Below are 11,565 nucleotides of genomic sequence, written 5' to 3' on the forward strand. Positions count from 1 at the left end.
GGAAACGCCCGGTCCCATCCCGAACCCGGAAGCTAAGACCCACAGCGCCGATGGTACTGCATTCGTGAGGATGTGGGAGAGTAGGACACCGCCGGACAACACCCCAGGGTCGAGGCCCCCACCACCGTGGGGGCCTCCCCACATTTAACAACCCGGGCGCCGGCAGTGTTCTTCTAGACTGGAGGCCCGAAGGCCCGGTCGTTTTATGCGAGCGGAGTCGCATCTGGAATGATCGGACCGCCATGTCAGCAACGCCCCGCCCCGCCGCAACGTTACTGGAGCACCTTGCCGCCGTGCTGCGGCCGGAGCAGATCAGTGTGGAGGCGCACGATCTGAGGAACTTCGCAGTCGACCAGGGGCCGGTCACGGACTACCAGGAACCGGCGGTGGTGGTGTGGGCGGAATCGGTGGCCGACGTGCAGGCCGTGGTGCGCCTGGCGGCCCGGCATGGGGTGCCCATTGTGCCCCGGGGCGCCGGGACCGGAGTCTCCGGCGGCGCGCATGCCACGGCCGGCTGCGTGGTGCTGGCGCTGGAGCGGATGAACCGGATCCTGGAATTGAACGTCCAGGATGAGATAGCACGGGTCGAGCCCGGGGTGATCAATGCCGACCTCAACGCGGCGGCGGCCGAGCACGGGTTGATGTACGCGCCCGATCCCGCCAGCTACAAGGTGTCCACCATCGGGGGCAACGTGGCCACCAACGCCGGCGGGCTGCGCTGCGCCAAGTACGGGGTCACCCGTGACGCCGTCCTGGCCCTGGAGGTGGTGCTGGCCGACGGCGAACTCATCCGGACCGGCCACCGCACCTTCAAGGGGGTGGCCGGGTACGATCTGACGAGCCTGTTCGTCGGTTCGGAAGGAACGTTGGGCATCGTGGTCGGGGCCACGGTGCGCCTGAAGTACCTCCCCGTCGAGGTCCGCACCCTGGCCGTATTCTTCCCCGATGTGCAATCGGCCGCCGCCGGCGTGTTGGCCGTGGGCGCCGCGCGCGTGCAGCCGTCCATCCTGGAGCTGCTGGACGGGCCCTCGCTGCAGGAACTTGATTTCCGCAATGGCAGCAGGCTGGCCGAACGGGGCACGGCGTTGCTCTTGGCCCAGTTCGACGGGCTGGCCGCCGCGCATGAGGCCCGGATCGCCACGGCGGCCCTGACGGCGCTGGGCGGGAGCGTCAACGCGCAGGACCCGCGGGAGGCCGAGCGGCTCGTGGACCTGCGCCGGCACAGTCGCGGCATGGACGTGGACTCCGAAACCACCGTTGGGGAGGATGTGGCGGTGCCGCGGTCGCAGCTGGTCCGCTACATCACGGCGCTGGAGGCGACGGCGGCCCGCCACGGCGTGGGCGTGCGCGTCGTGGCGCACGCCGGCGACGGCAACCTGCACCCCACCTTCTGGGTCCCGGAGTCGGACGACGTCAGTGTTGCGGCCTTGAATGCCGCCCTGGACGAGTCGATCGACACGGCCCTGGCGCTCGGGGGCACCATCACCGGCGAACACGGGATCGGACAGTACAAGCTGCGCTGGCTGCCACTCGAACAGGCCGAGCCGGTGCTGGACATTCAGCGGCGCATCAAGAAAATTTTTGACCCGCAGGGAATTCTCAACCCCGGAAAAGCAATCGCCTAAGAGCCGCACTTGATTATCCGGGAATACTTCGGCATTATTCTTTTGGGGGAATATAGGCCCGGCTCCGGGCAGGCTCACTTATTCGAAAGAATTTCATGATGACCACAATGCGCCCCCTTTGGCATGCCCTCGCCCTGAAGTCGTTGGCCGTGGCGGCGGCGGCGACCCTTGCGGTGGGCGGCACGCTGGCCCTGGGGACTTCGGCGCAGGCCCAGGATCGTGCGCCCGCGGGCGCCCTGAGCTACCTGGTCGTGGAGGTGACGACCACGGCAACGGCCGGCCCGACGACGTCGGCCCCGACGCCCACGGAGACCAAAGCGACCCCGCCCCCCACCAAGTCTGCGACTCCGCCGGCGCCGCCCAAGCCGGCGCCGCAGCCTCGGGTCACCGTCCGGCAGACCGTGGCGCCGGTGCAGCCCACGGCCACGGCGACGACGGCGCCGGTGGCGACCATCTCGGAAACGCCGTGGCCCACCTACACCTCCACCGAGACGGCCACGGCGTCGGACGCCGCGGAGGAGGACAATGCCGCCGCTTCGGAAACCAGCGTGCCGGGGGCCGGGTTGTCGGTGACGGACGGCGCGTCCGGCGGTCCCGGGCTGGGCGCCTGGGTGCTGGTGGGGCTGGGCCTGGTGGTCCTGGTGGGCGGCGGGATCGGCATCTACGCGCTCAACCACGTCGGCGGCAAGCGCCACTGACGCCTGCCACCAACCTCATGGCCGGGTCTGACTAGTCGTCGTAGTCGTTGTTCGGGACGACGCCGCTTTCCAGCAGGTCCATGGTTGCGGTGTCGGTGCTGAGCATGATGGCGGCCTCGTCGCGGCGGTAGCGCAGGATGTTGTCCACATAGGATTGCACGGTCTCCGCCAGCGGCACGTTGCGCTCTTCCTGCTGGGACATGTACCAGCGGTGTTCCAGGACCTCGTGCACCACCTCGGCCGGCTCCAGCTTCCCGCCCAGCTCGCGCGGGATGGCACGGACAATGGGCTCAAAGATGGTCCTCACCCAGTTGTGCGCGCTGATTTCCTCCTCCACGACCGGGGTGGAATCGGCGCGGAAGGAGTCCATGTCGTTAAGCAGGCGCCGGGCCTGGTTTTCCTGGGCGTCAATGCCGGTCAGGCGCCACAGGCGGCGCTGGTGGTGGCCGGCGTCGACCACCTTGGGCTGGAGCTGGATGGTGGACCCGTCCGGCGTGGTCTTGATGACGTACTCCTCCACATCAAAGCCCAGCTTGTTCAGGCGCCGGATGCGCGCACCCACCCGCCACCGGTCCTCGAGCTCAAAGGATTCCTTTTCGGTCAGCTCGGCCCACAGGCGGCGGTAGCTGTCCATGATGAGTTCGCTCGTGGCCACCGGGTCAACCTTTTCCTCGATCAGTCCGCCCTCCAGGAGATCCATGAGTTCCCCGGCAATGTTCACGCGCGCTATTTCCAGATCGTATTCGCGCTGGCCCGTGGTCAGTTCCGGGTACAGCTCCCCGGTTTCGGCGTCCACCAGGTAGGCGGCGAACGCGCCGGCATCGCGCCGGAACAAGGTGTTGGACAAGGAGACGTCGCCCCAATAAAAGCCCACCAGGTGCAGGCGGACCAGCAGCAGCGCCTGCGCGTCGATCAGGCGGGTGAGCGTGTCCCGGCGCAGCTTTTGCGAAAACAGGGCCCGGTAGGGCAGGGAGAACTTCAAATGCCGGGTCACGAGCACCGGATCCAGCGGGGCCCCCTCCGAGGTGGTGCGGCCGGTGATCACGGCCACGGGCTCCACGCACGGGACGTCCAGCCGCTCCAGCTTGCGCAGCATGTGGTATTCGTGCCGGGCCACGTGCTCGGAGGTTTCCTTCACGGCAATGACCGATCCGTCCAGGTGGGCGAAGCGGACCACGTGGCGGGAGATGCCGCGCGGCAGTGCGGCCAGGTTGGCCGCCGGCCAGTCCTCCAGCCGGGTGTGCCAGGGCAGGTCCAGCAGGCCGGGATCGGTCGTGGCCGCCGTGATGTTCAGCGAGCCCAGGACCTTGGCCGGCGGGGCCGCCGCACGGGGCAGCTTGCCGAGCTGGTCGTAGTCGGTCGGTTCATCGGTCCACCGGGCGCCGGGCATCTCAGTCATGGGCCACTTCTTCCCTTAAGCGTGAAAGGCCGGCGGCCGGGGGTCGGGACGGGCTCGACCGCCGGGCCGCCGGCACGCAGTTGAAGGCCTACTGGTCCAGGTTGACGCTCGGTGCCTCGTGGCCCAGGCGTGCGCCGGACGTGGCGTCGAAGAGGTGGACGTGGCCCACCTGCGGGCGGACGTGGATGGTGTCGCCCTTCAGCGGTGGGCGGCGGCCGTCCACGCGTACCACCATGTCGCGCTCGGCCCCGTCGATGGCGGTGTGGCCGTAGACGTAGGCATCGGCACCCAACTCCTCAACGACGTCGGCCTCAACGGCCAGGCCCTCGCCGGCGCCCACAATTTCCAGGTCTTCCGGGCGGACGCCGAGGGTGACGGTGTTGCCGGCGGCCTCGCCGAGGACGTCCCTGCCGACCGGGTAGATGGAGCCGCCGAACTTCACGCCGCCGTCCACGACGGGCAGTTCGAGCAGGTTCATGGCGGGGGAGCCGATGAAGCCGGCCACGAACACGTTTAGCGGTGTGTCGTAGAGGTTGCGCGGGGTGTCCACCTGCATGAGCAGGCCGTCCTTGAGCACGGCGACGCGGTCGCCCATGGTCATGGCCTCGACCTGGTCGTGCGTGACGTAGACGGTGGTGACGCCCAGGCGGCGGGTCAGGGAGGCGATCTGGGTGCGGGTCTGCACGCGCAGCTTGGCGTCCAGGTTCGACAACGGCTCATCCATGAGGAACACCTGCGGGTTGCGCACGATGGCACGGCCCATGGCAACGCGCTGACGCTGGCCGCCGGAGAGGGCCTTTGGCTTGCGGTCCAGGTACGCCTCGAGGTCCAGGAGCTTGGCGGCTTCCTTCACGCGGGTGGCGCGCTCCTCCTTGGGAATGCCGGCGATCTTCAGGGCAAAGCCCATGTTGTCGGCGACGGACATGTGCGGGTACAGCGCATAGTTCTGGAAGACCATCGCGATGTCGCGGTCCTTGGGCGGCACGTCGGTGACGTCGCGGTCGCCGATGAGGATGCGCCCGGAGTTGACGTCCTCCAGCCCGGCGAGCATGCGCAGGGAGGTGGACTTGCCGCAACCGGAGGGGCCGACGAGGACGAGGAATTCGCCATCGGCGATTTCAATGTTGAGCTTGTCAACAGCGGGCTTGGTGGTGCCCGGGTACAAACGCGTAGCGTTGTCAAAAGTTACTGTAGCCACAGTAGTTAATCCCTTCATCGGCAGGTACGTGCCGAACGATCCGTTGTGAATGGTTTTTCTCTTCAGTTATCCCGGCCGCAGTGTCACCCAAGGTGGAAAGCGGCGGCCATGTATGAAGTATGACACATGTGCGCCATGCGGTCTCGCGAGGGGGCGGCCGGTCAGCGGCGGGCGGCGAGCAGCAATTCCAGCAGGGCCGGGACCTGGGCGGGGGAGGCGAGGCGGAACCGGGCGGCGGTGTCCCCGGCGCCGACCTTGATGCCGACGTCCTCCGGCGCCAGGGCGGCGAAGCCGTGTTCGTCGGTGACGTCGTCGCCGGCAAAGACAACGGCGGTGGCGCCGGCGGCCGCGCGCAGCAGCTCCAGGCTCTCGCCCTTGTTGGCCTTGACCACGGACAGTTCCAGCACCATCTTTCCGGTGCTGAAGTGCAGGCCCGGCTCGTCGTCGAGCAGTTCCCGCACCTGGGCGACGGCGGCCTCGGCCGGCCCGGGCGCCGCCTGCCGGTAGTGCAGCACGACGCCGGCCGGCTTGACCTCCAGGACCGTCCCCGGGTGCCGCAGCACCACCATGCGCACCACAGCCAGGGCCCGGCGCAGGGTCTGCTGCTGGGCGTCCGTCAGGGCCAAGCCGGGGGAGTCGGGCCCCAGCCACACCTCCGCACCGTGGCTGCCGACCAGCAGGGAACGCGCCGGCGGGTCGGCGACCGCACGCAGACTGGCCAGCGCGCGCCCGGAGACGAGCGCCGTCGTCGTGCGTTCCAGGCCGGCAAGGCCGGCAAACGCGGCGGCGGCGGCCGGCAGCGGGCGGGCGTCCTCCGCCCGGGGGACCAGCGGCGCCATGGTCCCGTCAAAGTCCATGGCGACCAGCAGGTGCGCGGTATGGGCGACGCGGACGACGGCGGCGCCCAGCTCCGCGTCCAGGCCGGCGTCCGGACCCGCCGGGCCGGTTTCAGCCATCGTCCCGGACGGCCTTGTTTTGCAGCGTGGTGAGGAATTCGCTGCTCCAGCGCTGGACGTCGTGCGCCAGGATTTGCCGGCGCATGGCGCGCATCCGCCGGCTGGACTCCACCGGCGGCAGGTTGATGGCGCGGGTGATGGTGGCCTTGAGTCCGTCGATGTCATGCGGGTTCACCAGCAGTGCCTGGCGGAGCTGGTCGGCGGCGCCGGTGAACTCGCTGAGCACCAGCGCCCCGGTGTTGCGGGAACGGGCCGCCACGTATTCCTTGGCCACCAGGTTCATGCCGTCGCGCAGGGCGGTCACCAGCATGACGTCCGCCGCCAGGTAGAGGGCCACCATCTCCTCCACCGGGTAGCTGTGGTGCAGGTAGCGGACGGCGGTGTTCTGGATGGTGTCGAACTGGCCGTTGATCCGGCCCACCATCCCGTCCACCTCCTCGCGCAGCAGGCGGTACGTTTCCACGCGCTCGCGGCTGGGGCTGGCCACCTGGATCAGGGCGGCGTCCTCGACCTTGATGACGCCGTCGTGCAGGAGTTCCCCGTAGGCCTTCAGGCGGTGCGTGATGCCCTTGGTGTAGTCCAGCCGGTCCACGCCGAGCAGGACCGTCTTGGGGTTGCCCAGGTCCTCGCGGATTTGCTTGGACCGGGCGATGATGTCCGGCCGGGCGGCCAGTTCCTGGATCTCGCCGACGTCGATGGAGATGGGGAAGGGCTCGGCCCGGGCGATGTGGCTGATGGTGCCGCCGGAGTCCGTGACGTGGACCTGCTTGGCCTTGACGCTGGCGCCCAGGAAGCGGCGGGCGGAGCGCAGGAAGTTCGCGGTGTCGTTTGGGCGCTGGAAGCCGATGAGGTCCGCGCCGAGGAGGCCGTTGATGATGGCCTGGCGCCAGGGCAGCTGGGCAAAAATTTCCGGGGGCGGGAACGGGATGTGGTTGAAGAAGCCGATGCGCAGGTCCGGGCGCATCTGGCGCAGATAGCGCGGCACCAGCTGGAGCTGGTAGTCCTGCACCCAGACGGTGGCCTCCTTGGCCGCGGCGGTGGCCACCGCCTCCGCGAAGCGCTTGTTGACCTTGCGGTAGGAGTCCCACCAGGTGCGGTGGAATTCCGGCGGGGCGATGACGTCGTGGTAGAGGGGCCAGAGGGTGGAGTTGGCGAAGCCTTCATAATACAGTTCCACCTCGTCGCTGGAGAGCGGGACCGGGATGAGGTCCATGTTCGCGTGGTGGAACGGTTCCAGGCACTCGTCGGGGGCCCCGTGCCAGCCCACCCATGCTCCCTCCCGGGTCGCCATGACGGGTGCCAGCGCCGTGACCAGGCCGCCGGGCGAGCGTCGCCAGCCGACGTCGCCGTCCTCGGCGACGATCCGGTCAACCGGGAGCCGGTTGGAGACGACGATGAAGTCCGAATGGCCGTGAACGCGCTCCGACGCTCCGGCCGCTTCGCTGCGGGCTTGCGTCGACTTTTGCGCCAATGGGAACTCCGAATCAGTAAGGGGCTTTATGCCAGCATATCGGGCCGAAGAGCGCCGTATTCGGTCCGGAGCGGAAATTTCCTTTCATTTGGGCGGGCCGCCACAGCCGCAACGGTTGAAGCATCAAGCGTCCTCCAAGGTTTGTCCAATAGGATGATTTGAGTTGCCATCGCACGGTTGTTTCACCGTGCCCCATAAACCTGAGGAATTATGAGCCCCAAGAACGAACCCCGGCCCACCAAGGCCGACCGCACCGCGCAGGCGCGGGAAAAGGCCAGGCTGATTCGCGAAGCACAGCTGAAGCGGGAAAAGCGCAACAGCTGGCTGATCCGGGGAGGTGTTTTGGCGGCCGCCGTGGTCATTGTGGTCATCATTGCGCTGGTGGTGTTGCAGACGCAAAAGACCAACGAGCCCGTGGCCGACTCGGGGCCGGTGGCCGCCAACACCAACGCGTATGGCGGCGTGACGTTCGGTACCGGCGGGGCGTTGATCGCCCCGACCACGACGGCAACCACCGTTGACGTGACGGCCTTGCCGGCGGCACCGACCGCGGCGCCGGCGAAGGCCTTTGACCTGGAGAAGATCGGCATCCAGGCCTCGGCCAGCGGTAAGCCCGTCCAGGTGGTCATGTACATCGACTTCATGTGCCCGCATTGCGCAGCGTTTGAGCAGCAGTTCGGCGAGCAGCTGAAGGGCTGGCAGGACGCCGGCAAGATCACCGTCGAATACCGGCCCACCGGCTTGCTGGACCGGTTCTCCTCCGGCACCAACTACTCCTCGCGCGCCGGCGCGGCCGCCGCGTGCGTGGCCAGCACGTCACCGGAGAAGTACAAGGCGTACTTCGATTCGCTCTTCACCCACCAGCCGGCCGAGAACAGCAAGGGCCTGGACAACGCGACGCTCAAGCAGATGGCCGCCGACGTCGGGGCCAAGGACATTGGCAGCTGCGTCGACGCCAAGACGTACCGCCCGTACGTGAAGTACACCACCGCCTCCGCCATCGCCCACGGCGTGACCGGCACCCCCACGGTGTTTGTGGACGGCAAGCAGTGGCAGGACGGCCAGTTCGGCGACTTCGCCACGGCCATCATCAACGCCAAGAAGTAGATTGGGTGGAAACCGGCCGCTCGGGGACGGGCGGCCGGTTTTTATTTTCGGCAAGGTCCTACGGTAGCCTTGTCTAGCGCTTGAATGCGTTTGCCTCCTTAGCTCAGTTGGCCAGAGCACCGCTCTTGTAAAGCGGGGGTCGTCGGTTCGAATCCGACAGGGGGCCCAAACATTCCCCGTTTTGTATGGATTTTCACCATACAGACGGGGAATTTTTATGCCCTCATATGACCGTTTCCACGCTTATTCCACGCTTTTGAGGAGTAATCAAAACCTCACCTCGTATCCCGGTGATGCCCGTGGCGGCACAAGCCGCATAGGTATCACCATGGAAAACAACTGTGAACCCGTCCGATTGCTTACCCGCGAAGAAGCTGCGGCACTACTGCATGCGACACCAAAGACCCTGGCCAACTGGCACAGCTCCGGAGTCGGTCCGCCCGCTGTGAAGATCTCCGGATTCATTCGATACGAAGAGCCCGCCTTCTACGCCTGGTATCACGCGAACAAAGAAGTTGCCGCGTAATGGCGGCAGGAAGAAAAGCACTTGCGCCAGGAGAATGGACCGCTCCCAACGCCAAGAAGGATGAGAAGGCCGGCAACTGGCGCGGCTGGTGTCGCTTCGGGAATTTTGACGGCAGGACATCGGTCATTGATAAACGCGGCCGAACGAAGGCGATTGCCCTCAAAGCTGTGCAGGACGCTGTGGCCAAGAAGCTTGAGGAGGGTCGGTTCCTCAGCTCAGATGCCCGCGTCCGTGACGTCGCAGAGCTGTGGCTCGAAAGCGTTGAGCCACCGGAGATTGTCATCGACGCGCGTGGTGCGCAGGTTGCTCCAAAGATTCGCACACGCCTTACCAGGCAGACATGGGATTCATACCACCAGATCTACTACCGCGACATAGACGGAGCACTCGGACAGGCCAAAGTCACAATGTTGGGCACCGCCCAATGTGAACGCTTCTTGCACGGAATCTACACGGGCGACGTCGGCTTGAGTACGGCCCGATTGGCAAAAGTGGTACTCAGCCACATCCTGACCTACGCAGCCCGGCAGGACATCATCAAGTACAACCCGGTCAATAACGTCGCTCCGATTCCGAAGAAAAATTCCATTCCTACAGCCCTCAGTGATACGACCGTTGCCGATGTGCAGAATGCCGTTCGCGCCTGGCGCGCGGAGCCAGGTCTGTATGGGCCAGCCAATGCAGGAACCCTCGCAGATATCGTTGACCTATTGCTAGCGACTGGCTGTCGAATTGGGGAGATTCTGGCGCTGCGATGGAGCGACGTTGACTTGACTGGCGATGTTGGCAAGATTCACATCACCGGCACCCTGATCGAGCCACGAACTGGTCCGAAGTATCGCCAAGCCCACCCGAAGACGAGCGCGGGCTTCCGCACGATACCGATCCCTCGGTTTGCGGTCGACATATTCCTTCGGCGAAGTGTCGCCTCACCTGAGAAGAACACCGTGGATGCTGTGTTTTGGTCTAACCAAGGGACCTTCTTGCAGGCATCTTCGGTCCGGCGGTCACTCAATGACGCGCTGGCTACCGCAGGCATCAAGATTGATGTCAACATCACCCCTCACAGCTTTCGGCGGACCGTAGCGACCATGCTTGCACGGGAGATTTCTGACGGAGCCGCCGCATCCCTCCTCGGTCACACAAGTGTCCAAATTACGCACCGGCACTATATCGAGAGACTGTCTATGGTGGAGGACTACCGTACAGTACTCCAGCGTCTGGCGCCAAGTACCGCCTAGCCCACCCCTCACCTCCCAGTAACCAAGATGCACGCCGCCGAGTTCAGCGGGGTGCTTGCCATTGGTTTGTGGGGGAGGCATAGAAGTTTAATGCCTTGCGGATGGCCTGAGCTGACTTATCGACGCCTTCGAGACCGAGCTCGAGGTACTCGCCTCCAACCTCCTACTGGACGTCAACGCCGGGAGCTGCGCCCGACAAGTTTGTGAGACGTTGATTGATTTTTCTTCTAACGCTGCGGCGTGGTCGATCTGATTTTGGTATTGGGCCAGGCCTTCACCGGTGGTAGTCCTTGGTTGTAGGAGTGGGGCCGACGCCGGTTGGACCAAGACGCGATGTATTCCATGGCCGCGGTCCGTGCAGCCATGCGGTTGCCGAAGTCATGGTGGTAGTACATCTCAGTCTTCTGGTGCGAGAAGAACGACTCTGCGACCGCGTTATCTCACACCCCCAACCTCACCAATGGATTGGGTGACTTTGTTCCGGGCAGACCATTTTTTGGAAGTCACCAGAGGTATATGGGCTGCCGCGATCCGTGTTAAGCCGAATTCGGCTTGACGGAGATCATGGAGTGCCATCTACCTCCCGTGAATTGGTGGCCTGGTGCCTGAACCCGGAGTCGGCCGCCGAACAGGGGAGAGCGCCCCTTCTATGAGCGTCATTAGGCCTGGCTGGCACCAATGTACAGCCGCTCGACGAGAAGCGGGCTGTCGCCGGGCCAAACAAGAACACCGTTGCCGGAACGCGACTTCTCCATGTTGAGCACGTCCACCCGCGTCATACGCCGTCCGGATGTACCAACTCGTGGATCCGTCTTTGATGCCAGTGGCCACAAAAGACGTGTGGGACTGCAAGTGTATCGACTACCTGACGCAACAGGAGCCGGGTTCGATCGGCCCGCTCCGCCAGTTCAGGGCGGAGCTGGAAGTCCCCCTTCACCGGGACGCTTGCCGGGGCATCGTGGGTGATGAGTATGTCGAGCGGGCCGCTGGCAACCAGCCTCTCAGCCTCCTCAAGTGTGGGTTCCTCGTCCGGCCACCAGTCCTTGCCCTCGGTCCGGTGCTCGTAGTCCACGCTGAAGGCGCCACGCAAGCCGCCAACGGTCAAACCCTCCACTACGGTGCGACCACCTCTGGGCAGGACCTTGATATTGGGCCGGAAGGTCGCCGTGCCGTCGGCGCCGACTGGTAAGGCAGCCAGTGTCGACCAGCAATCATGATTGCCCCCTGACACTGTGAGGACGACACCAAGATCCTCCAGATACTTGTTCAGCTAGGACTCGTAGCGTCCGCGCTTCGCACCGGCCAGTCCAATCCGAAGCCACCAACGTGGGGCGCGCTACGGGC

Annotated in this window: 10 protein-coding genes, 1 tRNA gene, 1 rRNA gene and 1 pseudogene; 7 read left to right on the forward strand and 6 right to left on the reverse strand. The window is 65.6% G+C overall.

Features of this window, described 5'->3' with window-relative positions; translation table 11 throughout:
- From rrf to AB4Y80_RS00015, 3 genes are all read left to right on the forward strand, one after another.
- Positions 1-97, forward strand: a 5S ribosomal RNA gene (gene rrf, locus AB4Y80_RS00005); the annotation flags it as partial.
- Between the two features lie 145 nt (positions 98-242).
- Positions 243-1,625 (forward strand): FAD-binding oxidoreductase, encoded by a 1,383-nt coding sequence (locus tag AB4Y80_RS00010; RefSeq protein WP_442211159.1) that lies wholly within the window; start codon positions 243-245, stop codon positions 1,623-1,625.
- Between the two features lie 98 nt (positions 1,626-1,723).
- Positions 1,724-2,323, forward strand: a complete 600-nt coding sequence (locus AB4Y80_RS00015; RefSeq protein ID WP_442211160.1) for a hypothetical protein — start codon at positions 1,724-1,726, stop codon at positions 2,321-2,323.
- A 31-nt stretch (positions 2,324-2,354) separates the two neighbouring features.
- Here the strand turns inward: AB4Y80_RS00015 and AB4Y80_RS00020 are convergent, their stop codons facing one another.
- From AB4Y80_RS00020 to AB4Y80_RS00035, 4 genes are all read right to left on the reverse strand, one after another.
- Positions 2,355-3,722, reverse strand: a complete 1,368-nt coding sequence (locus AB4Y80_RS00020; protein WP_442211161.1) for a DUF4032 domain-containing protein — start codon at positions 3,720-3,722, stop codon at positions 2,355-2,357.
- 88 nt (positions 3,723-3,810) lie between these two features.
- Positions 3,811-4,920: an ABC transporter ATP-binding protein gene (locus tag AB4Y80_RS00025; protein WP_442211162.1), complete on the reverse strand. Its 1,110-nt coding sequence runs from the start codon at positions 4,918-4,920 to the stop codon at positions 3,811-3,813.
- A gap of 161 nt (positions 4,921-5,081) precedes the next feature.
- Positions 5,082-5,876: a trehalose-phosphatase gene (gene otsB, locus AB4Y80_RS00030; RefSeq protein ID WP_442211163.1), complete on the reverse strand. Its 795-nt coding sequence runs from the start codon at positions 5,874-5,876 to the stop codon at positions 5,082-5,084.
- Complete coding sequence (locus tag AB4Y80_RS00035; protein WP_442211164.1) at positions 5,869-7,347, reverse strand: alpha,alpha-trehalose-phosphate synthase (UDP-forming); 1,479 nt, start codon at positions 7,345-7,347, stop codon at positions 5,869-5,871. Before AB4Y80_RS00035 ends, otsB begins: the two co-directional genes overlap by 8 nt.
- A 210-nt stretch (positions 7,348-7,557) precedes the next feature.
- On the opposite strand from AB4Y80_RS00035, the gene AB4Y80_RS00040 reads away from it, so the two are divergent.
- The 4 genes from AB4Y80_RS00040 to AB4Y80_RS00055 all read left to right on the forward strand — a co-directional run bounded on the left by AB4Y80_RS00040 (position 7,558) and on the right by AB4Y80_RS00055 (position 10,221).
- Positions 7,558-8,454 (forward strand): DsbA family protein, encoded by an 897-nt coding sequence (locus AB4Y80_RS00040; RefSeq protein ID WP_442211165.1) that lies wholly within the window; start codon positions 7,558-7,560, stop codon positions 8,452-8,454.
- A 92-nt stretch (positions 8,455-8,546) separates the two neighbouring features.
- Positions 8,547-8,620, forward strand: a tRNA-Thr gene (locus AB4Y80_RS00045).
- A gap of 162 nt (positions 8,621-8,782) precedes the next feature.
- Complete coding sequence (locus tag AB4Y80_RS00050; RefSeq protein ID WP_442211166.1) at positions 8,783-8,980, forward strand: helix-turn-helix transcriptional regulator; 198 nt, start codon at positions 8,783-8,785, stop codon at positions 8,978-8,980.
- Positions 8,980-10,221 carry a tyrosine-type recombinase/integrase gene (locus tag AB4Y80_RS00055; protein ID WP_442211167.1) on the forward strand — a complete coding sequence of 414 codons (1,242 nt, stop codon included), beginning with the start codon at positions 8,980-8,982 and terminating at the stop codon, positions 10,219-10,221. The genes AB4Y80_RS00050 and AB4Y80_RS00055 overlap by 1 nt, the downstream gene beginning before the upstream one ends.
- Before the next feature lie 227 nt (positions 10,222-10,448).
- Here the strand turns inward: AB4Y80_RS00055 and AB4Y80_RS00060 are convergent.
- Both AB4Y80_RS00060 and AB4Y80_RS00065 read right to left on the reverse strand, forming a co-directional pair.
- Positions 10,449-10,649 (reverse strand): annotated as a pseudogene (locus tag AB4Y80_RS00060) (IS3 family transposase); the annotation flags it as partial.
- Positions 10,650-10,996: 347 nt separating this feature from the next.
- Complete coding sequence (locus AB4Y80_RS00065) at positions 10,997-11,293, reverse strand: hypothetical protein (RefSeq protein WP_442211168.1); 297 nt, start codon at positions 11,291-11,293, stop codon at positions 10,997-10,999.
- Positions 11,294-11,565: the final 272 nt, after the last annotated feature.

This window comes from Specibacter sp. RAF43 (genome assembly GCF_052114065.1).
GTDB lineage: Bacteria > Actinomycetota > Actinomycetes > Actinomycetales > Micrococcaceae > Specibacter.